Here is a 22,084-nt window from a genome sequence, read left to right on the forward strand (position 1 = left end):
AGGGGAATGTCTGATGAGTCATAAACTTAAAGTAGGTGAATTGAACGAAGCTTACTTAACTGAAGAAGAAATTTGGAGGATTTTCACGGTTGTCTTATCCAGTAAATCGGTTAAGTCATCTACGTATAAATTTGCTCTAATTAAAGCATTGATTGAAAACTTGTATCAAGTAAATGACAGGTTTGAATTAACCTATGATCAATTGGCTTATTCTTTTACGAAAGTGTACTGGAATCTGATCGTAAAACATAATTTGGTCAAACAGAATAGAGGTAAAAATGCTAGAGTAGTAACGGTGATTAAGGATGCTCAACAAAAGCACCAAATCCCCTCTGACTTCAGTTTTGATAAGTTGAATGGCCAGCTGCAAATCAAATTAGTATCTGAAATTAAAACGACGATGAAACAAAATGTATTTGGTGCATTATATGGGGATACAGGAGGGAAGTTTTACGCTTTCGAACACAAGTCAGAGTACTTTAAGTTAAACCCTGCCGTACATAATTTCATGTTGAAATATCAGCGATTAGTAGTTAACCTAACCAATTATCACATGGCAGTAATGATTGAATCGCTGAATGAGGTTCCAAGTATTAATTACCTACTGGGTAAAGTCGAAAGTATTGCCAAGCGTTCATCACTCCGTCCATTTGAGAAGATCTTGTTAAATCACTTTGAACATACCTGTTTCTACTGCGGAAAACCTTTGTCATCTGCTAAGGGAAAAACACATGTAGACCATTTTATTCCGTGGTCATTTGTTCAGTCTGATCAGCTTTGGAATCTCGTGTTGTCCTGTCAGGTGTGTAATAACTCTAAAAGTGATAAGTTACCGAAAAAATATTATTTAGAGAATATTATTAGTCGAAATCACGTGCTAGTATTAAATGAAAAGGATGAAAAAGTGTCTAGCTTGATGACGAATTATACGGATAAAAAGATTAGTTTGCTTTATGATTATTCGATTAAGAATGGATTTGATGTGGTATGGGGGCAGTGACTAAAAGTCCCTCTTTTTTAAATTTGTTACTTCAATATTTTTGGGTAGAGAAGACTGACTACCTCAAGTTCTGCCAATGAAATTATTAATATATATAATATCCCACAATTTAAAAGATTATTTTGAGCTCTCCCCTTTAACGAACGTGCGTTTTGTATTATAATTAAGTATATTTAATTATGATTTGATAACTTTGATGACTCAATTCTACAAATTAGAATTGGAGGGGATTTTATTGGATAGAGGTTTTACTTTCATAGATCTATTCGCAGGTTGTGGAGGATTTAGTGAAGGCTTTTATATGAAAGGTTTTAAAGCATTAGCACATATAGAGATAGATAAGCATGCATGTGAAACATTGAAAGAACGGATGCGTTATTACAACTATAGTGAGGAAGAAGTCGAAAATGCAGTTCTCTGCGAGGACATGACAGATCCAAAAGTACTGACTAAATTACTTAACGTGGTTGATGATAGAGAGGTAGATTTGGTAGTCGGAGGACCGCCTTGTCAATCGTTTTCTTCACTTGGACGAGCAAAAGATCCAAACTCCATGCGAGAAGATCCAAGAAATTTCTTGTTTGAAAACTATATTGATATCCTAAATGCGACAATGCCAAAAATGTTTGTTTTTGAGAATGTAAAAGGAATTTTAAATGCAACTATAAATGGTAGATTAGTAATTGATATGATTTTTGACCGAATGAGTGAAAATTATGATATCGTTACGGATTTTGACCGAATTTTGTTAAACTCTGCACATTATGGCGTGCCACAAACTAGAGAACGTGTCATTATTATAGGGGTTCGTAGGGACTTAAATATACAACCCAACCTAATCTATGATGCAATAGGAAAAACGCATTATCACCCAGAAGAAGAGGGAACTCCAAGTCAACAAAAGTATGTGACAGTTGCTGAGGCGATTTCTGATTTGCCGAAATTACTTCCTGGAGAAGGAAATGAAGAGAGCGAGTTCCAGCCAGAGAAATGGAATCGGTATTTAGTTGAAGTTAGAAAGAAGGATTTTACAAAGCTTTATAATCATCGTGCTAGAGGTCACAATGAAAAAGACATGGAACGGTATCGTTTGATGAGTTTAAATAACTGGACCTTAGGTGAACTCTATGAACAGGTTCCTGAGCTCGTTCATGAAAAGAAGAGGCTATTTAATAATAGTTATGTTGTACAGCGTTGGGATTACCCAGGAAAAACAATCATTGCTCATCTTTATAAAGATGGAAACCAATTCATCCATCCAGATCATACGCAAGCACGTACCTTTACTGTTCGAGAAGCAGCACGGATTCAATCGTTTCCAGATGATTTTTGGTTTATGGGATCCAGAACACAACAATATAAGCAAGTTGGAAATGCTGTTCCTCCGTTAATGGCAAGACAAATTGCAAGCACGTTAAAAGAGTATTTAATAGATATTGAAAAAAGCAAGGAGAAGGGCAAACATGTTATTTCAGCACATTGATCAACTTGAAAATAAGTCAATGAAGAAGAGCCTCCTTGAGAAAGTGAATCTGATGATTCGTACCATGGAAGAGTACTGTTCTTTTGCTAACTTAGATTTGGCAAATCATCTATATGATCAAACAACTGCCGTTCAAGAAATCATTGATATTGGTTTGATATCCTCAGAAAGTGATTTACCAAAATTAAAAAAAATATTAGGAGCAGATTTTGAACGTTTTCTCCAGATTGTTGATTTTTATCAACAGCATAGAGAAGAGACAGACTTTATTTTAGAAAATTTTTACAATCATTACCGACAACAACTACAAAAACAGGTAGAACTAGACAACGAGTCTCCTCGTATTGCAGATTTCTTTGCTGGAGCAGGAGGCTTAAGCCTTGGATTTGTTCAAGAGGGATTTCAAATTCAGCTGGCTAATGAAATTGAGGAAGTTGCGGTTGAAACGTATAAATTTAATCATCCTGAAGTGCAGGAAGAACGTATTCTTCAAAAGGATATTAAAGAGATTCTAGATCAGATAGATGATTATGTGGATCGTGAGGTAGATGTAATCATTGGTGGGCCACCATGTCAATCGTTTAGTAATGCGAATCGTCAACGGATTATCGATGATCCACGAAATATACTCTATAAATACTTTGTCCAAGCTGTTGAAATTATCAAACCTAGGTTTGTTGTGATGGAGAATGTTAAAGGTATGCGTAGCGTTGCGGATCAGGTTGTAGAGGACTTCCATCAAATTAGCGTTGATATAAATGGGGAGAAGGTAGATTATGAAGTAGATTACCATGTGTTCAATTCGCATGATTTCTCTGTTGCCCAAAATCGGGAGCGTTTAATTTATATTGGGGTACGTAGGGATGTGAAAGAAACCTTAAATCTTTCTGCATCGCAAATCATTGATGATATTCTAGTTGGAACAATGAACAATCCGCGTTATTTCCTAAGACACGCTTTGGAGCATATTAAACCTCTAAAGGCTGCAGAAGTCAAAAATATGACGGAAGTAGACCATGAAGAGTATGGGAAGAAAGTGGATAAAAATGAATACTATCATCAATCTAATGAGTACCTTGAGTTAATCAATGAGGGTAGAAAGCAACCTATCGTTTATAATCATAAGGCAAGATTTAATAATGAAAATGACCGAGAAATTTATCGTCGACTCGAACAAGGGGAAGACTCCACAAGTGAACGTGTAAAAGATATAATGCCATATCAGCATCGTAGCCATATCTTTAAGGACAAATATTTCAAGTTAGTTGAAGATAAACCTTCTCGTACAATCACAGCACATATGAAAATGGATTGTCATTCCCATATTCACCCAAGGCAGGTTCGAAGTCTGACACCAAGGGAAGCAGCAAGAATCCAGTCATTTCCGGATGACTATGTATTTCTTGGACCATACTTGAAAACATATATGCAGATTGGAAATGCGGTACCACCACTAATGGCTCGTGGATTTGCGAGTGTGTTGAAAGGGTATTTAAACAAACTAACTGAAAAAGATCAATTAGTTAAAATTTAATTTATTGTACAGTAAGACTCTATTAGTGTTTGGGAGATTTTCCTCTCTTCATGTTAATAGGGTCTTTTCTATTTCAAGCATTTTCGATATAGTAAAAGTATTATATGTTTTTGGCAGGAGGAATTTTATGCGAATTATTAGTTTTTCAACAAGATTAACTCCAACTTCGATCGGTCAATCAGGTACAAATGATAGCTATATTTATTTTCCAAAAGCAGAGTATATTACAGATCTGTTTTTTGATATCCATTCTAATCATACAATGACATTTACAAGTAAAAAAGATGGTAGTTCACATCAATTTAATATGAAATTTACAAATGAAAATAGATTGTATCAATTTGGTCCTTATGCTAGAAGTGAAGCATTGGAACCGGGAGATGAAGTGATTTTACAAAAAGTTGAATATGATGATGGGCAAAGTCAATATTATTTTGATTATATTAAATATGATAATATCGTTGTTCTATATTATTTAGGAAATCAAAAGTATTTTACAACTTGGAATCAAGAGCGATTTAATCGCTTCGTTCCTTCTCTTCCTTTCGAAATTAATGTTTTGACTACAAGTGGTCAATCAACAGTAACAATCGAGGATAATGGATTGATACGTAAGAGAGCAGATTCTCCGAATGCGTTTCAATCTTATCGTATTGATGGATTATTTAATTTGGTTGAACAGGATGAGTTCAAAAGCAAAAATAAGTTAATTCTAACCAAGTTAGATAACGGAAATGAATATACAATTAGTAGACCAATCAATTGGGAATTTAGTGTTATCGAAAAGGAAGGTGTTAACTGATGAGCTATTGGGTTTTAACGATTCATTCATTAAACAATCCGTTTACATATATCGAAGGACAAAATGTTTTTCAATTTGATATACGAATTAATACTGACGTACAACGTGATGGTGCCGTATTTCGAGGTGATAATATTGAAGTGGGAGATGAAATTTTCGGATTTGTTTCTCCCCCAACAAATGAGATTCGGTATATTTTTGAGGTTATGGAAGTGAATAGTCCTTCCATCACACTCCGTAAAAAATTAGAGTCCGTGCATGGTTTTGGTCTTGAAGAATTAAGAGGGTTGGATCAAGCTCTTTACACAAAAATGATTCATGCTGATCCGAATGAGGTAGGAAAGCTAAATCAAATTGAAGAATCTAATTTTAGAATAATTGAGACGAGATTAGTTGAACCATTTTTCAATGAAGATGACTCGGGTATAGACGATGAAGAACAAGAAGTCAGAGAACCCGACGTAAGTTATGAGCGTCCTAGTGAAGATCCAAAGACTGCAAACAAACCACATAACCGAATCGTATTTGGATCACCTGGTACTGGTAAGAGTTATAAACTGGAAGAAGAGCGTAAAAAGTATTTCGCAAATAACTATGAACGGGTAACCTTTCATTCCAATTACTCTTACGGGCAATTTGTTGGAACGTATAAGCCTAGACCATCTGACGGAGCTAATCCAATTACATATGAATTAGTACCAGGTCCATTCCTACGGTTGTTAGCAAAGGCGTTGACGTATGAAAACCGCAATTATTTATTGATTGTGGAAGAAATAAATCGAGCAAATACAGCTGCAGTATTCGGGGATATCTTTCAGCTTTTGGATCGTGATGATACTGGAAAGAGTGAATATAACATCATGGTATCCGAGGATATAAAGGAGTACTTAGAGAACAAAGCAGGAATTAACCTATCGAATAATGAGCTATACTTACCAAATAACTTTTATATATGGTCAACAATGAATACTGCAGATCAAGGAGTACATCCGATCGATAGTGCATTCAAACGGAGATTTGATTTTGAATACATAGGTATTAATGAAAACGAGAGTGAAGTAGAAAATATATCGATTACACTTCCAGGGATCGGTGATATCGACTGGAACGTTTTTCGTAAAGAATTGAATGATTTCCTACTAGAACATGTACGCCATATGAAGGAAGATAAGTTAATTGGGCCATTTTTTATTAAAAAGTCCGTGTTAAGTGGTGATACAGAAACATTTAACCAAACTTTTAAAAATAAATTGATGATGTACTTAGCAGAAGATGTCCTGAAGACTAATAAAAACATTTTATTTGGACCATCATCTTTTTCAAAAATAATGGAGACATTTGATAGGGACGATGATAACAATGTCTTTTCAGAGAACTTTACAAGAGTGCTTCAAGCTCATGTAAATTAAAAGCAGGGATAACAATGATAGCTTATTTAAAAGAGTGGCAAGCATATACTGAATCAGAGCTAATGACGATCCTTCGTTTAGATATCGAACAATTAGCTGAATTTAAGCGCCGGATGCGTGAAATGAAAATATTAGAACAAAATGAGGATTCGACTTATAGTTTTAAATTTGTTGGGTTATTAGAGTACAATAATCAGTTTGTGTTTTTCATTCCAAAATATATTACAGGCATACCTGATTTATATAACCAAAGGCAATTAATTGACCTTTTTCTCGCCTATTCGAAGCGTGAAAATTTACTGAGCTCTGAAAAGGAAACACTAGGAAACATGGAAGAGGAATCTGAATTTGAGTTGTTTTCTGTTATCGATTTTTTGTTAACGGATTACCTAGAGAATGGACTCTATACTAACGAGAAAACGGAAACGATTATAAATGGCGAAGGAGAAATCGGTTGGAATAAAACTATAGAGGAGCAAGATGCTTTTTTAATTCAAGAAACTCCTATCTATTTTGATTTGTTTACTAATGAGTCACTAAATGATGAGACATACATCATTAGGCAGATTCATCAATATGTTTTATCCCAATGCAGTTCTTACATGGAGCAACTGGTCAATATTGGTTTATTTGATTACCCTAGTGTTGATTTTGATATCGAAATAGATGAGCTGGGATCGGTCGATTATTTATTATATGTTATTGAAAATGAGATGCAGCAGCAATTCTACGACCACAAACTAAAAGTGTTACGGGGACTTTTTTATTTCCTTTCTAAGGAGAATGGAATTGAAGCAGAAGACAGTGTTCAATTGTTTGGTACTAGAACTTTTCATGTGGTTTGGGAGAAGGTTTGTTCATTTGTTTTAGGAAATCAATATGATCAATATAAGGAACGAATTCCTAAGCCACAGTGGACGGGTTTTGTTACGGAAGAAATGGCTGAAACGGATACTTTAATCCCCGATTTAATAGTGGATCAACCGAAAATTCAAAGCTTTTTTGTGATGGATGTCAAATACTATAATACAAGCTTTAGTACATCAGGAAAAAGTGTGTTTCATAATCCAGGTATAGGAGACGTCTCGAAGCAATATTTATATGAAAAAGCGCTACGCTCTGTTTTAACCTTACAGGGCTACAATTGGTATAATATTTTCTTAATGCCCACGGAAGACGAAGAAGGAATTTTTGGGAAAGTCGAGTTGCCATTTATGTCGGAATTTCATCCTATCTATTTACAACGTCTAGATGCTGCGAAAGTTTTTGATTACTATATAAAGAGCGAAATTTATCCGGATGATTTTTATGAGGGAATACAAGTAGTATTGAGGGACAAAAATGGTTAAGACGTTAGTATTTGAAATGAATTTGAGTAATTTGTGTCATATTCTCGCTGCTCTTGACTAAAGCAGCGAGAATATCTCTTTGATTTCAAAGAAATTATTAAAGCATAAAACCCATTTAATATATCAATATATTATAGGGTGTTGAATCTAAAAGAATTTAATCTAATTATAATCTCCCCATTCCTCTCCATCTGCCTAACCAACCCATCCCGCCCAACATTCACAAAAACCTCAACCCTATTCCTAAACACTACAACCGACTGATACGGATTCTGAACATCTTCCTCAATCCCCAAAACATGCTGATAAAACACCCAACAACAATCCAAATCCTTCAACGGATGGGTTGGAAAGGCATAAATACCTTTACTCACACTGATCGGAATAGGAACCTTCCGTTTAAATCCAGTGTGATGCGTAACAGCAGCTTTTCTACCTTCATACGTACTATAGTGGTCCAAGCAACCTCTTTTGATTATTTCAAAAGGGGTTTTCTTGATGTAGAGTTTTCGATCATGTTCTAGGGCAATGGTTTGGTAATCGATATGCTTTCCTGGGAGTAATGCTAAGGTGTGTTCATTGATGTGATAGTGTGGCAGGATATTTTTCAATGAGGGGCACTCCTTTTGGAGAGATACCTTGTCGAAAGGAAGGGGGGATGAATGGTGAGGGTACCTATTCATCCGCCTGACTTTTATCGGATTCGGCTAGGATCTCATCAATCCATTGATCGATGCTGACGTTTAAATGTTGTCTTAATTTAACCAAGGTATCCATACGAGGGACTTTCCCAGCACCTTCCATTTGTACAATTTGCGACATGGAAAGGTCGACATCCTCAGCAAACTTTTCCTGACTTCGGCCTTTTTCAATGGTTCGAATGAGTCTTACTTGTTTTCCAACATATTGTGCAATGTATTTTTGTTCTTCCTTATTCACGGGCTATCTCCTCTTTTAGCCCCATTGTCTAGTTAAATATCAAGCTATTCTATATACGATCGTGTAAAAATTGGTAATAAATGGTATAAATACGAAATTTATTTTTGATGTGCCATCAATTTGAAAAACACCCTAACTTCTTCAATCCAAACTAAAATTCAATTTTCATGATGAAAGCACCTGCCAAAATTGAATTTTCCCCTAGCAAAATTCAATTTTGAAGCGATTTCCCAAAAGTTAGGAAACAGGACAGCTTGTACCCTTTTTTTCTATCCTTAGTTTGCCGGCACAATAAACAAGAATGGAGAGGAGTATATGAGCGATGATGAAAAACGGACCTTCGAAGAGATTTTTAAACAGAATGAAAACAAAATTCATTACTACATCCACAAGCTGCAGATCAACGATACGCATAAGGAGTTTTATGTGGAAGGGCTATATGCCATGTGGATGGCCTATAAAAAATATCAACCAGATAAAGGACCGTTGTCCACATATTTTAACTATATGATCAAGAATCGCATGATTGATTTGATTCGAAGTAAGGCTAGAGACGAAGAAAAAACAGATGCCTATCTCAAGCAAGAACAGATCCATCAAGATGATGGCAATCGATTTGGGGGCTCGGAGCTTCCGATTGTTCCGCCTACGGATATTACCATATCGGATCAAACGATTTGGGAGCAAGTCCAAGCAACCTTAACCGACAACCAATGGAAGTGGGTTTATTACGCCATTATCCAAGAGATGCCCCAGAAGGAAATTGCGGAGGCTGAACAAGTCAGCATTAACACCGTAAAGAGCTGGGGACGAGAGGCTCGGAAAAAGTTACGAGCATCTGGTATTTATTCGGAACCTTGATTGATGAAATGGAAGTCGATACGAAAGTTCGGCTTCCTTCTATTCAATCTTACAATCGAAACGAACGGATCAATCGTGGCATGATTTTTCGGAATATATTTTGGAAAATATGCCACCAAGACCATCTTCTTAGCGATTACTATAGGATAAGAAATGATCGTTTCCGATTAAGTCGATGGAATGTAAGGTAGTTGAAATTAGAGAGGCAAACCTTAACGATAAAAGAAGATGCGGATTACGAAGGAGCTCATACGGAAAAAGTCTACTGCATGGTGTAACTCAAACAAATTTCCCATAGTAAATGAAGGTTCATAAGAGAGTCGATCCATCCATGGCTGGTGGATCAGGAAAAGGAAATTCGAATAGAGAGAGGTTGGAAGTGAAATGGAATATTTTAAAGAGATGAAAGCTTTTAAGGAATGGTTATTATTAAACGAATTATCCACGAGTGCTGTTGCTCTCTGGTATACGTTGATGACGATAAATAATTCAGTTGGCTGGAAAAGTAAATTTAATGTGGCAAACGCTACGGTTCAAAAGCTAACAGGGTTGTCCAAGCAAGGGTTAGCGGATGCAAGGAAAAAGTTAATGGAACATGATTTAATCATGTTTGAAAAAGGGGCAAAAGGGCGTGCTCCGAAATACCAAATGGTGTCATTGGTCAGCCACATTGACCGATCTCCTGACCCAAAGCTTGACCAATCCCTTGACCGATCTGCGGACCAATCCTTGACCATACCTAGAGAAAGACATAGACAAAAAGACAGAAGAGGAGAGACGCGCGCGGAAAAGCTCATTCAATTGCATGAAACATCTATTGGCCGACTTAGCCCAGTAGCGAGGGAAGAATTTTTGCTATGGATGGAGGAGGTAGGAGCAGACATGCTGGAAGCTGCCATTAAGCATGCAGCCAAACACGGTGCAAGGAGTTTTCGGTATGTGGAGAGGATTTTGGAGGAATGGGTGGATAACAATTTAGTGACCGTTGAGGCGGTAAACGCATTCCAGAAACAGAAAGGACAACGTATACATAACACAATTCCATTTCCAAACAAGGAGCGGGATCAGACAAAAGCGTTATTTGATGAGATGCGGAGGGAAGGATCATGAATCGTCAGGAAGCAATAGATATTCTTGAAACGATTAAGGAATTGTATCCAAAGTTTGAGGTGACAAAGCGGAAAGTGAAGATGCTCATTCCACAGCTCGAGCAAATGGAGTATCGCTTGGTGATGGACAAGTTAGCTGCCTATGTTGCCAAGAGCCCTTTTGCACCAACGATTGCAGATATTGCTGCCTTTCCACCAAAGGAAAATGCTTATCTCGATAAGATGAACAAATGGCAAAAGGAAGCTGCAGCGGTTCCGGAAGACATGAAGCTTCGGTTTCGAAATGAATTGATTCGACTCGTAAAGGAGAAGGCTGTGCATGAAGACGGAGAACTTTGAAGCAGAAGCCACGGTGCTTGGAGCAGTAATCCTAGACGGAACACTTTTTAGCGAGCTCATTGTGAATGAGATGCATTTCCATTATGCGGCTCATCAGAAAATCTATCAGGCAATGAAGCGGGCAGTTGATCATGGCGAGTTCATTGATATGGTTGTGGTCACGACCTATCTTGGAAAAGGATTAGATGAGGTTGGGGGCACGATGTATCTTCTGGAAATGGTCGAATCTGTTGCATCTACGGCAGGCTTAAAGCATCATGAACGGTTGATCTTAGATGCTTATCGCAACCGGGAAACAAGAAAGCAGGTCTTGGCTTATGCTTCTGATCCGAGTGATCAGGAATTGGAGTTGCTGATTCGTAGGTTACAAGATTTTCAGAGGATTGGGGGAAAGTCAGTGGGTAAATCAACCTATGATCATTTGCTCGAAATAACGGAGGAGATGTGCTTTCCAAGTGATGAGACAACGGGATTTTTGACAACGTATCATGAGCTAGACGCGATGACAGGAGGGCTGCAGCGTGGGGATTTAATTATCGTTGCTGCAAGACCATCTGTTGGGAAAACAGCTTTTGCCTTAAATTTAGCTGCTGGACATTGCAGAAATGGTGGGACGTCTGCAATATTCAGTTTGGAAATGGGGACGAAACAGCTTCTGCAACGAATGATTTCAGCAGAAGGACGGATTGATAGCCAAAAATGGAGAAGCATGGCTTTTTCAACGAAGGATTACGGAAAAGCTATGGGAGCGATCGGTGCGATTTCCGATTGGCGGTTGAAGATACATGATCAGAAGCGGACTGTAATGGAGATACGAACTGCAATCCGAAAAATGGTTCACGATCATCCGGATGAAAGGCATGTAGCCATCATTGATTACTTGCAGCTGATTAGTCCAGCGGTGAGACGGGATCGAAGGGATTTGGAGGTAGGGGAGATCACAAGAGAGTTGAAATTATTGGCAATGGAAATGAATATCCCCATTGTATTATTGTCGCAGTTATCCAGGGGAGTGGAATCCAGACAGGATAAACGACCTGTCATGTCAGACCTGAGGGAGTCAGGAAATATTGAACAAGATGCGGATGTCATCTCATTTTTGTACCGAGATGATTATTATAACCGCCGAACTGATGATGCCGATCGAGTTGAGATTATTATTGGGAAGCAACGGAATGGGCCAGTGGGGACGGTGAGGATGGTGTTTCGGAAGGAGTTTGGGGTTTTTGAGGGGGAGGTGCAGTTAGTGAACTAATGTATGTTAGGGTGGAACTGGGAAGCTTTTTTTGTCTACAGATTAAAGTTATTAAATGAGGAGACTGTGAAAGAATCTAATATATTAGCTAATTGGTGAAATAAATAATATTATTATATGGGGAAGTTAATTGAGTGGAAGAGGGAAAGAAAAGTGACTAATAAGCTTAAATTCTTTAACGAAAAAGACATTGCTACAAAGATTCATGAATACCTAATCCAGCTTCCAAATGTAGAGTTTGATGATGAGGCTAAGGGTCCTACTATTGGTTACAAGGTAAAAAACCAAAATTATAAATTTGCAACTCTTCACGGTGGAAATTCCTATCAATCACTTGTATTGCATGTTTTGCCTGGTAATCCGCATACATTAGTAGGCAAAGAATTACAAAAAGAGGTTCAAAATAAATTTAATTTTGATATTAGAAAGATTAGAAGTCATGTGTTAAAAGGTCATGAAATTTTTATACCTTTAGAACTGTTGAATAACAAGAATCCATATAATGGTATAAAGCATATTATTTTTTATGCTTTATATGTACAGGAATAATTGAACTTTAGATATAGGAGATATTTATGTTACTAAATTTATTTAAGAAAAAGAAAAAAGTGGATAGTAAGAACAAGCAACATAAAAATAGTAAAACAAAAGGTAATAGCCAGCATGTAGCAAATAGGAAGGGGGAAATCGGAGAATATAAAATAGATATACAGCTTTCTCAACTTCCAAAGGAATATAAGTATTTAAATGATATTATGATAGAAAATTCAAAGTCTATTACTGGTTATTCGCAAATTGACCATCTTGTAATTACACCATATGGTATCTTTGTAATAGAAACGAAAAATTATCAAGGAACAATTTATGGTGGCAAGAATCGGAAAACGTGGCTTGTGAATGGAAAATTTAAGATGTTGAGTCCGATAATCCAAAATTATGGTCACATCAAAGCGCTTAAATATTATATTAATAAAAAATATCACGATACGTTTTTCTCCATTGTCTCGTTTACGAAACGCTGTACGTTGAAAATAGATTCAGAGCTTAGAGATATAAAATCAGATGAATTCGTGATTTATGACCTTTATCTAACAGAATCAATAGAAAGAAAAGTATCTATTCTAAAACTGATACATAAAGAGCCATTATTGACAGAAAAGGATTGTTTGGAAATATATCATGTATTGAAGGATGCTAATATCACGGATGCAAAAGCTCGTGCAGACCATAATTTTAAAATAAAGCAAAATAAAGAAGAAAAAAGTCGTACGGAAAGCCATGCTAAATGTGTGGTTTGTAATAAGTCAGTATCCCAAAAAGTGGCTAGCTTTTGCCTATCTAATAATAGATTTAAAGGGAAAGTATACTGTTACGAGCACCAGAAGACCGTAGTCTAGTTGATATTTTTATGATCTAATCCGAGGTTTTAAAAGCCCCTACTATTGAATGAAAGGGGCTATTCCTACACCAATAGAAATATTTAGAAGACATAATTGTAGTGGGTTTCTATAACTAATGATTTGTTATCGTTACTTGTGAAGGGAGAGGTTTCCATGGCAGTGTGGGTGAATATCGACATACCAACAAAGCATTTTGGGATTCATAGTGAGAATCGGTCTAGAACACCTAAATACAAAGGGATTAACAAACTTTTAAGAGATGGAGGATGGCTAAAATTTACTTCTAAAGAGGAGGCATATAGGTTATATAAAAGTGAATATCCAACGTATCAATTAGTAGATTATATAGAACATTAATAGTAGAGTGAAATGGTTTGTACTTTATCATTGGATAGTTTGATATAAGTAATGGTGGGTTATTTTCTTATTGGGCTTTTACAAATGAACTAGTAAGTAATAAGTTTACTATAAAGAAACTTCTTTTTAACCACTTGTTTCCCCCTCAAGGAAGGATTTACCAGTAATTTGTCGAATAATTTATAAATGTCAGTGTAAATTTTTTTGAAAGAAGGGGAATATAAATTGAACAATCGCATGTCGTGGGACAATATATTAAATGAAAATAGGCCGAGACATAAAAACGATTCGGAGGAAGAAAAGCGGAAAAGAGAAGAAAAACGGAAATTAGATGATCGAAATGAATTTGAGCGTGATTACGACCGTATTGTAGGTTCGTCGTCATTACGGAGGTTACAAGATAAAGCGCAAGTATTTCCATTACAAGACAATGATTTTATTCGAACTAGACTTACACATTCCATTGAGGTGTCTGCAATCGCTCGTTCATTTGGAAGATGGTTAGAAAAGTGGTTACTTAAAGCAGACGAAGGGTTCACAGAAGACCATATCGGGAAAATACCTGCATTATTAGCTGTTGCCGGTCTGGTTCATGATATTGGTAATCCCCCATTCGGGCATTATGGGGAGGATGTAATCAAGGACTGGTTTACGAGATTTGTAGCTGAACATGGCTCGGAAAAACAGGATGCGGAGGAAGCATTTTTACAACAATACTATATTGCAAAAGATGAACTGTACGATTTCTTACACTTTGATGGCAATGCTCAGGGCTTACGTGTTTTAACTAGGCTACAATTTTTGAATGATGAATATGGGATTAATTTTACATATGGTACGCTTTCTGTTTTATTAAAGTATCCGTGGGATTCATCTCATAAAATAGCAAAAGAAGATAAAAAGTTTGGTTATTTCAAACAGGATGTTGATACCGCTTCAGATATTATTAATGGAACAGTTGGAGTGAAAGAAACAAGAAATCCGTTAACCTATCTATTGGAAGCATCGGATGATATCGCCTATTTAGGGTCGGATATTGAAGATGGTGTAAAAAAAGGGATCGTCCCTTGGGAAAGTATATTCGAACAGTTCCTAGCTGGTGAAGGTGAGGAAATAAAGCCACTTATTGAAAAATACTCAAAAGAAATGAATGAGCTAAAAGAAACGTACAAAGATGGGATCAAGGAATTAAAGGAAAAACATGATAAAGCAAAGAAAAATAAATTCCCTGATTATGAATTAACAAGTGTTCAGAACTTTCGGGTTTGGGCACAGGGAGTAATGATAAAAGAAGTGAAAAATGTATTCGAAGAAAACTATGATGATATAATGGAAGGTAATTTAGGGAAGCAAGAGCTGCTTAAAAAATCTTCTAAAGCGAGCGTGTTAAAAGGGTTTTTTACTACTTTGTTGGTAAACTATATCTTCCCTAATAAAGAAGTTTTGTCGTTAGAGCTAGTTGGTGATTCCATCATTCGAGAACTTTTGGATGTTTTTGTTAAAGAATGCATCTTGTCAGACGAAGATTATGAAAGTGACCATAAATGTAAGTCAGGAAAAATATTTAGGATTTTATCGGATAATTTTGTTTTTGTACATTTACTCGAAAAAACAGAGGATGGAGCGTATAATAGAAGAAAGATATCTTCATTAAGCACGTACGAAAAATTATTGATTATTACTGATTTTATTTCTGGCATGACTGATTCATATGCTTTGGATTTGCATAAGAAGATAACTGGGGTTAAAATGCCATAAAGACAAGGAGAGGTGGTTAGTTCATTGAAATATAATCCGAAAATCAAAGAGTCTTTATTTCGATTGTTATCTAGCCGTCCTCAAGCAATGTCATTCATTAAAACATTAGAAGCAGAAGGGGACTTAATATTATTTGGTGGTAGTGTAAGGGAATATTTAGATCACGAATATAATGAGGTTCCGAGGGATTTTGATTTTGTTATTAATACAAATAAAGATATAAGCAACTTAGTTGAAACGTTTGAGCTCCCTTATACGAAGAATAAATTTGGTGGGCTAAAGATCTACTTGGACGGTTTGAAATTTGATATTTGGCGAATAGATGAAACGTGGGCTTTTAAGGAAAGAAAAATTGTATTTGGTGATATTTCTGATTTAAGAAAGACAGTATTTTTGAATGTCGATGCTTTATTTTATAATTTGAATAACTGTCTGCTATATGATGAGGATTTTTCAAAGGCAATGAATAAAAGTATGCTAGATATTGTATTAGAAGATAACCCGTTTCCAGAGTTAAATATTGCTCGAGCTTTCCGATTAAAATACAAATACAATTTAGATTTCTCCAAAGAATTGTATTCCTTCTTAGAAGAATGGTTGAAGAAGTTTGATGACATAGCCGAAGCACTAACTGAATTGCGTAATATTGAAATGAAACGATATAAGCAATCCAGTGTTGATTGGGTGAAGGAATTTGAACAACTATCACATAACAGTAATTCGTTGAAAGGAATTACGAACGATCATGAACGGTATTTGTCTAGTGTTTATAAGTGAGACTCTCTTGCCAAATTGTAAAGAACTTTAGCCACCTTGTAATAGGGTGGCTATTTTACTAAGGTGAAAATAGGATTTTAAAGATGAAGAGGTAGCGTTGCCCTTACATGAGTGAACCCCAAATGAAATGGAGGTCCAACCAATGTCAAATAAATTATTTATTAGCGTTGACAGTCCCATGGTAAATCAGATTATGAATACAGATGAGAGAATAAAATCTCTTATTACCCATATTGGAGACATAGAATTTCCTTTAAGAGAGAATTTTTACGAGTCATTAATTCGATCCATCAATGGTCAGCTATTGTCGGTGAAGGTCGCCGATATCATTCATTTTAGGCTTGTCAATTTGCTTGGTGCGCAGGATGTTACGCCAAATTCAGTAGCACAACTGTCAAATGATGCGTTAAGGGAAATAGGTATCTCAGAAAGAAAGGTTTCCTATATTAGGGATTTGACAGACAAGATTTTACGGGAGGAGCTTATTCTTGAGGAGCTTTCCCAGAAAGAAGATCAGGAAGTATTGGATATATTAACCTCGATTAAAGGTATTGGCGAGTGGACGGCAGAGATGTTTCTATTATTTTCACTTGGAAGAAAAGATGTATTAGCATTAAAAGATATTGGGCTGCAACGAGGGGCCAAATGGTTGTACCAGTTGGAATCCAATCAAGCTGGTTTGGAGAAGCTTAAAGAAAAAAGTGAGCATTGGAAGCCATATCGAACGATTCCCTCTATTTATCTATGGGAAGTCGTAACAAGAAATTACATTCATGATTATGAGAATATATCTGAATTGACGGGGACGTAGGGACAGGGGGACAGGTTTACTGACCCAGTTAAAGTATGGTAATTATATTTCTAGAGGTTACTAGCTAATCTTGGGACAAGGAGCCTGTCCCCTTGTCCCTACCTTTACCATTACTTTCTCACGCTCCAATAGTCTGTTTTTCGTCAAAAGATGATATTTGAGGGTTAGGTGAGCTAGGAGAAGAACCTTAACTGGAATATTTTCACAAAAGGAACGCTTGTTCTTTTTGTGTGGTGTTGTTATAATATGAATAGAATTACTCCCACCTATATCCTCATTATATTCAGAGGAAGTGTAACCATGTCTATAGCTACTATTATAAGAGAAGAAACATCTCATTATCTCCATCACGATCAATTGTTTAAGGTGTTGATTCACCACTTTTTTGAAGAATTTCTCGAAGCATTTTTCCCACAAGTTCATCATCATATTGACTTCAAATCTATGAAACCACTATCAGAAGAAATGTTTACAGACCTACTGGAAGGTGAAAGTAGAAAGGCAGATATTGTCGTAGAAACTAAATTAAAAGGTCAAGATACGGTGTTAAATTATTCATGTCGAACCTCAAAGTTATTACCAAAATAGCCCAAAATTCAATGAACGAATGTATCAATATTTCAGTCTTTTGTATAATAAATATAGAAAACCAATATTACCCATTGCGGTCTTTAGCTATGATGAAAATCGAATAGAACCTGATGAGTATAGAATGGGGTTTCCCTTCTTTCATGTATTGACTTTTCATTTTCTGAAGTTAGAACTTAGAAAAAAGAATTGGCGAGCATACATCGAGTCAAATAACCCAATCGCTGCCGCATTATTAAGTAAAATGGGGTTTTCGAAGGAGGAAAGGGTCCAAGTTAAATTAGAATTTCTTCGTATGATGACAAAGCTGGAGCTCAATCCAGCTAAAGCTAGACTAATTCAAGGTTTCTTCGAGAGCTATCTCAAATTAAATGAGAAGGAGGAGGAACAATTAATGGAAAAGATTAAACAACTGGACGAAGCAGATAAAATATTAGAACTCCCAATATCGTATGAGGAAAAAGGGCGGAGAGAAGGAAAAAAAGAAGGAAAATTGGTTGGAAAACTAGAAGGTGAGCTGATCGCTAAAAGAGATATAGCTCGGACCATGCTGGAAAAGGGCTTTTCGGAAGAAGTGGTTTCAGAAGTAACTGGGCTAGATGAAGAAGAAATTCAAAAGGTAAAGGCTCAACGATAATAGCTTGGAATATTTAAGGGATAGTTTTTCATTGAGTGGCCAACTAATACTATATATTTAGGAGTGCAAATTATTAAATATACTATGCACTCTTTTTTCATTTTAGTTCTAGAAGTCTTTAGATATTGTGAAATGTATTAAGTAGAAAGAAAATGACGTTTTAATAAAGTAGGGACATGGGGACAGGTTGTCTGACCCAGTTAAATTATGGCAATTATATTTCTGAAAGTTACTAGCTAATCTTGGGACAAGGAGCCTGTCCCCTTGTCCCTTTTGTCCCCTTGTCCCTTTCAATTTCACTTCACTTTTCTCACAAAATAAACCGAATCCTCTAATTCAGTAAATCCATTCTTTTGGTAAAAGGAATACGCAGGAACATCTCGTTCCGTCATTAATGTAATATGCTTTATATTTTCCGTTGCTAAGATGTCATAGATTTGTTCCAGGAACAACTTACCTAATCCTTGGTTTTGTTTATTCCTCGAAATGAATAGCTCTTTAATAAAATACTCTTTTCCTTCCCACCAGTGAAATACATAGCCCAGGGATCCACCGACTATGCTTCCCTCGTCATCGACTAAAATTAACGACAATGAATTTTGGTTATCGATTAAATCACGTATGTACAAGTCTAGTTGCTGATCATCTTCCCATTTATCAAACCATGGTTCATTTGAAAACACATCTAGGAATAAAGCTTTTAATCCCTCAACGTGTTCTTTTTGAATGTAAACTGTTTGCATGATATGAATTCCCCCCCCTATTTATACAACATAAGTTTAGTAATGCATAGTCTCTAACTATTACTACTTAACTGAACGTATTGACCTTAACTAAATTACATGTTAATTATATACTAATCTGTTTTTTGTTTCATTGAATCCTCTAAAAAATATAGAATAGTTGTAAAACAACAGTCGATATTGGGACAACAAACCTGTCCCCCTGTCCCAAAATCACATCCATTCCAAAGGAGTTTTTAAATGCTCAACTTTTTAATTCTTTTTATTGTAGTTGTTAACCTAATTGCTGCTATCGTTGCATATTATATAAAGGAAAAATACACCTATGTCACGGATCATCAGTATCCGCCATTTACCAATACCCATAAATGGGGAAATCGTATTCTTACGCTTCTTATTATCTTTAGTGTAGTTGGAGCATTTGTTTTTTCTTATACGGAGGTCTATCTCTTCATCGCAATTGCACTTCTTATGATTCAACATGGATTTAGTGCTTTCATGAAGTATAAATATGAACGAGAAGATAAAGAGTATTTGATAAATTTTGTCTGGATGATATCATCTTTTGTTATTTTAGTTGGATTTCTCTTTTTTACCCTTCCAATAAAAACGATTGATGACGTTACTCAGATTAATCCAGACGAAATCGAACGGTTGGAAATGGTAATGGACGTATGGGACGGAGAAGAAATCCACTATCACCGTGGCACGATTGAAGATAAGCAGACAATAGATACCATCTTATCAGAACTGTCAAAGGTAGAATTTCGAAATAATTTGTTTGACTTTGAGAAGCAAGATGGATCCTATGATTTAACAATTAGGAACAGTGATTATTATTTCATCCGAATCTACGAAGATTATCTGACCATTGATTTTGAAGATTATAAAGTTGTGGGTGAAAATAATCTTTATAGAATGCTAGAAGAAAGTGACATTGATTGGGAAAACCTAGATTAAATGAGTGATTGGCAAAGGGGATCGCTTCCGCTTACACCCGGCTTGAATAAAAACACCTCCATCTCAGTAGATTATGTATGGAGGTGTTTTTTTCATTTATTTGGGAAGTTGCAACACTTGAGGAAATTTATTGTTGCTTTTCGGCAAGCTGTAGAAGTTTGTCATCATGTTGAGCTACTTTACCTAATAGAAAATTGGTGGTTTTTTGTGTGTCCGTTAAATCCATTCGTATTCCGTCTACTTTCTTCTCTAATTGATCAAATTTTTGGTCAAACTTTTTTTCGAGTTGCTCAAATTTGGTGTTCATTTGTTCAGCATGAGTATTTAACGCATGTAATATTTCTTTCAACATCGTTTCTTGTTCCATTTTATGAGTCACCTCCTTGTGAATAGTATAACTGAAGGAAGACAGCTTGAAAAGATAAGTTTTTAACTGGAAGATAGAATTGGAAGCATACAGAAAATGATTGCTTGTCCTTTATTCTGGTAGAATTACTCCGAAATAGATGCTTAGCAGAAAGGAGAAAGTTTAAAATCTTACCACCTTCTCCTTCTTGATTTGTCTCGATGGCTATCCTTCTTCTTTGTAGTTTTATTTCCATTTTTAGAACCACTATTCGTAGATAACCGTTTTAATTTCCGAACAGCGGAATCAAATTCAGACTGCGATAGTTGTTTAGATGCTAGAAGGGAGCATAACATAGCGAATGCAATTGGTGTTGTATCAACTTTTACTTGCACATCTACGTCTGAATTGCCACTTTGACGGATGAGGGATGTATTTTCTATTGTATCTGCAGTTAATAGATTCGTTTTCTCCTCATTAGCAGCGCGCCGTTTTTTTACGTTTCCCATTGTTATTTACCTCCAATGCCTATAAGGTAAAATTAAAGTGGGAGCGTATCCCACTTTAATTCTAGTCCTCAATTTCTACGTCTTGATCTGCATCTGCCTCTGATTCCGAACGAACTTTTGATCTTGAAGCGGAATCAACCTCAATATCTACTTTAGCATTTCCACTATTAATGACTCTTGCAATATTGGTATTACGATTCTTATTCTTTAAGTCGTTCTCGTTATCATTATCGTTGTCATTGTCTAATTCGATGTCACTGTCAAAATCTACTTTCGCTCTAGAATCCGTATCAGATCTCAAGGAATTTTCGTTATAAACATCCCAATTATTTCTCCGTCTACCCATATTTCTTCCCCCTCTCTATGTTAGTTGGTATCACTATATTCAAACTTGGTTTTATTGCAACGTTATATGGCTCATGTCAATACACTATATTTGATAGAAGGAAGATAGAAACCCATTTCGTGATAGAGAAAATAGGATTTTGGAATAAAAAAATTATCATTGCTTTTCAAAAATAACTAGATATATTCACTTCTAATATGAAATAGATACGTGTTTTTTATCAGTAATTGGATACGATAAAAAGAACGAAATAATCTGAAGGAGATGAATGTATGGATGGCAACAAAGAGACACGTACTATATAACCTAGTGATCATAATCCTTCCATGGTTAACAGTACTATTTGTAGGGAAACGGAATATTAAACGCTACTCCTTAGCATGCGTTATTATCGTTGTATTTGAAATCATAAACCATCTTTATGGTCACCAGAAAAAGTGGTGGAAGTTTTTTGATAAGCGGAAGTCATTTATTAGGGATGAACTCCCATTTGATATTGGGCCTTACATGCCGCTTTCTTTGTGGATCCTTAAATTTTCCTATGGAAACTTAAAAAGATATGTTTTGCTGAATGTAATTGCAAATGGTTTATTTTCCTTTGTCGTCGTTAATTTGCTAAAAAAATTTAAGATATTTAGTTTAGATCGGATGAATCATTTCCAATTCTTTGTGTACTTTCATTATAAAGCGTACATATTGTATGGCTTGCAGTATCTATTGGAAAAGGGGAATATTGTCGAGCGTTCTTGAATCATATGTAACCATCGCTTTA

The 22,084-nt window shown here is 35.9% G+C and carries 24 protein-coding genes and 1 pseudogene; 19 read left to right on the forward strand and 6 right to left on the reverse strand.

The window, feature by feature from the left end; all coding sequences use genetic code 11:
• Positions 1–13: 13 nt before the first annotated feature.
• The 6 genes from BMX40_RS00350 to BMX40_RS00375 all read left to right on the forward strand — a co-directional run bounded on the left by BMX40_RS00350 (position 14) and on the right by BMX40_RS00375 (position 7,577).
• Complete coding sequence (locus BMX40_RS00350; protein ID WP_090865648.1) at positions 14–1,000, forward strand: HNH endonuclease; 987 nt, start codon at positions 14–16, stop codon at positions 998–1,000.
• Between the two features lie 235 nt (positions 1,001–1,235).
• Entirely contained in the window at positions 1,236–2,483 is a 1,248-nt protein-coding gene (locus tag BMX40_RS00355; RefSeq protein ID WP_211753603.1) for a DNA cytosine methyltransferase, read from the forward strand.
• Positions 2,464–4,017 (forward strand): DNA cytosine methyltransferase, encoded by a 1,554-nt coding sequence (locus BMX40_RS00360; protein ID WP_090865652.1) that lies wholly within the window; start codon positions 2,464–2,466, stop codon positions 4,015–4,017. The genes BMX40_RS00355 and BMX40_RS00360 overlap by 20 nt, the downstream gene beginning before the upstream one ends.
• A 127-nt stretch (positions 4,018–4,144) precedes the next feature.
• Positions 4,145–4,819, forward strand: coding sequence for a hypothetical protein (locus BMX40_RS00365; protein ID WP_090865654.1), 675 nt, complete (start codon positions 4,145–4,147; stop codon positions 4,817–4,819).
• Positions 4,819–6,228 carry an AAA family ATPase gene (locus tag BMX40_RS00370; RefSeq protein ID WP_090865656.1) on the forward strand — a complete coding sequence of 470 codons (1,410 nt, stop codon included), beginning with the start codon at positions 4,819–4,821 and terminating at the stop codon, positions 6,226–6,228. Before BMX40_RS00365 ends, BMX40_RS00370 begins: the two co-directional genes overlap by 1 nt.
• A 14-nt stretch (positions 6,229–6,242) precedes the next feature.
• Positions 6,243–7,577, forward strand: a complete 1,335-nt coding sequence (locus tag BMX40_RS00375) for an LlaJI family restriction endonuclease (protein ID WP_090865658.1) — start codon at positions 6,243–6,245, stop codon at positions 7,575–7,577.
• 131 nt (positions 7,578–7,708) lie between these two features.
• Here BMX40_RS00375 and BMX40_RS00380 read toward each other — a convergent pair whose 3' ends face one another.
• Positions 7,709–8,188: a competence protein ComK gene (locus BMX40_RS00380; RefSeq protein ID WP_170840610.1), complete on the reverse strand. Its 480-nt coding sequence runs from the start codon at positions 8,186–8,188 to the stop codon at positions 7,709–7,711.
• Between the two features lie 64 nt (positions 8,189–8,252).
• Positions 8,253–8,516, reverse strand: coding sequence for a helix-turn-helix domain-containing protein (locus BMX40_RS00385; RefSeq protein ID WP_090865662.1), 264 nt, complete (start codon positions 8,514–8,516; stop codon positions 8,253–8,255).
• A gap of 315 nt (positions 8,517–8,831) precedes the next feature.
• Here BMX40_RS00385 and BMX40_RS00390 point away from each other — a divergent pair, with 315 nt between their 5' ends.
• The 11 genes and pseudogenes from BMX40_RS00390 to BMX40_RS00440 all read left to right on the forward strand — a co-directional run bounded on the left by BMX40_RS00390 (position 8,832) and on the right by BMX40_RS00440 (position 18,408).
• Positions 8,832–9,377 carry a sigma-70 family RNA polymerase sigma factor gene (locus BMX40_RS00390; protein ID WP_090865664.1) on the forward strand — a complete coding sequence of 182 codons (546 nt, stop codon included), beginning with the start codon at positions 8,832–8,834 and terminating at the stop codon, positions 9,375–9,377.
• A gap of 384 nt (positions 9,378–9,761) precedes the next feature.
• A complete protein-coding gene (locus BMX40_RS00395; protein WP_090865667.1) occupies positions 9,762–10,487 on the forward strand; it encodes a DnaD domain-containing protein in 726 nt (241 codons plus the stop codon).
• On the forward strand, positions 10,484–10,825 hold the full coding sequence (locus tag BMX40_RS00400; protein ID WP_090865669.1) for a replicative helicase loader/inhibitor: 342 nt from the start codon (positions 10,484–10,486) through the stop codon (positions 10,823–10,825). Before BMX40_RS00395 ends, BMX40_RS00400 begins: the two co-directional genes overlap by 4 nt.
• On the forward strand, positions 10,806–12,080 hold the full coding sequence (gene dnaB, locus BMX40_RS00405; RefSeq protein ID WP_090865671.1) for a replicative DNA helicase: 1,275 nt from the start codon (positions 10,806–10,808) through the stop codon (positions 12,078–12,080). Before BMX40_RS00400 ends, dnaB begins: the two co-directional genes overlap by 20 nt.
• A gap of 117 nt (positions 12,081–12,197) precedes the next feature.
• Complete coding sequence (locus BMX40_RS00410; RefSeq protein ID WP_170840611.1) at positions 12,198–12,629, forward strand: hypothetical protein; 432 nt, start codon at positions 12,198–12,200, stop codon at positions 12,627–12,629.
• A gap of 26 nt (positions 12,630–12,655) precedes the next feature.
• Complete coding sequence (locus tag BMX40_RS00415) at positions 12,656–13,477, forward strand: nuclease-related domain-containing protein (RefSeq protein ID WP_090865675.1); 822 nt, start codon at positions 12,656–12,658, stop codon at positions 13,475–13,477.
• A 156-nt stretch (positions 13,478–13,633) separates the two neighbouring features.
• Positions 13,634–13,837 carry a hypothetical protein gene (locus BMX40_RS00420; RefSeq protein WP_090865677.1) on the forward strand — a complete coding sequence of 68 codons (204 nt, stop codon included), beginning with the start codon at positions 13,634–13,636 and terminating at the stop codon, positions 13,835–13,837.
• Positions 13,838–14,062: 225 nt separating this feature from the next.
• Positions 14,063–15,595, forward strand: coding sequence for a dGTP triphosphohydrolase (gene dgt, locus BMX40_RS00425; protein ID WP_090865679.1), 1,533 nt, complete (start codon positions 14,063–14,065; stop codon positions 15,593–15,595).
• Positions 15,596–15,619: 24 nt separating this feature from the next.
• Positions 15,620–16,372, forward strand: a complete 753-nt coding sequence (locus tag BMX40_RS00430) for a hypothetical protein (protein ID WP_211753604.1) — start codon at positions 15,620–15,622, stop codon at positions 16,370–16,372.
• Positions 16,373–16,514: 142 nt separating this feature from the next.
• On the forward strand, positions 16,515–17,183 hold the full coding sequence (locus BMX40_RS00435; RefSeq protein ID WP_170840612.1) for a DNA-3-methyladenine glycosylase family protein: 669 nt from the start codon (positions 16,515–16,517) through the stop codon (positions 17,181–17,183).
• Positions 17,184–17,483: 300 nt separating this feature from the next.
• Positions 17,484–18,408 (forward strand): annotated as a pseudogene (locus BMX40_RS00440) (Rpn family recombination-promoting nuclease/putative transposase).
• A gap of 296 nt (positions 18,409–18,704) precedes the next feature.
• On the opposite strand, the gene BMX40_RS00445 reads toward BMX40_RS00440, so the two are convergent.
• Positions 18,705–19,151, reverse strand: coding sequence for a GNAT family N-acetyltransferase (locus BMX40_RS00445; RefSeq protein WP_090865684.1), 447 nt, complete (start codon positions 19,149–19,151; stop codon positions 18,705–18,707).
• 240 nt (positions 19,152–19,391) lie between these two features.
• Between BMX40_RS00445 and BMX40_RS00450 the strand changes: the two genes are divergently transcribed.
• The gene (locus tag BMX40_RS00450) at positions 19,392–20,111 is read left to right on the forward strand and encodes a DUF4181 domain-containing protein (protein ID WP_090865686.1); all 720 of its coding nucleotides are present in this window, start codon (positions 19,392–19,394) and stop codon (positions 20,109–20,111) included.
• A gap of 127 nt (positions 20,112–20,238) precedes the next feature.
• Here the strand turns inward: BMX40_RS00450 and BMX40_RS00455 are convergent, their stop codons facing one another.
• From BMX40_RS00455 to BMX40_RS00465, 3 genes are all read right to left on the reverse strand, one after another.
• Positions 20,239–20,478, reverse strand: coding sequence for a hypothetical protein (locus BMX40_RS00455; RefSeq protein ID WP_090865688.1), 240 nt, complete (start codon positions 20,476–20,478; stop codon positions 20,239–20,241).
• Between the two features lie 170 nt (positions 20,479–20,648).
• Positions 20,649–20,966, reverse strand: a complete 318-nt coding sequence (locus BMX40_RS00460) for a hypothetical protein (RefSeq protein ID WP_090865690.1) — start codon at positions 20,964–20,966, stop codon at positions 20,649–20,651.
• A 61-nt stretch (positions 20,967–21,027) separates the two neighbouring features.
• Positions 21,028–21,312 (reverse strand): hypothetical protein, encoded by a 285-nt coding sequence (locus tag BMX40_RS00465; protein ID WP_090865692.1) that lies wholly within the window; start codon positions 21,310–21,312, stop codon positions 21,028–21,030.
• 276 nt (positions 21,313–21,588) lie between these two features.
• On the opposite strand from BMX40_RS00465, the gene BMX40_RS00470 reads away from it, so the two are divergent.
• Positions 21,589–22,062, forward strand: coding sequence for a hypothetical protein (locus BMX40_RS00470; protein ID WP_090865694.1), 474 nt, complete (start codon positions 21,589–21,591; stop codon positions 22,060–22,062).
• The last annotated feature ends 22 nt before the right edge of the window (positions 22,063–22,084 follow it).

It is taken from the genome of Oceanobacillus limi, assembly GCF_900111445.1.
Taxonomy (GTDB): domain Bacteria; phylum Bacillota; class Bacilli; order Bacillales; family Amphibacillaceae; genus Ornithinibacillus; species Ornithinibacillus limi.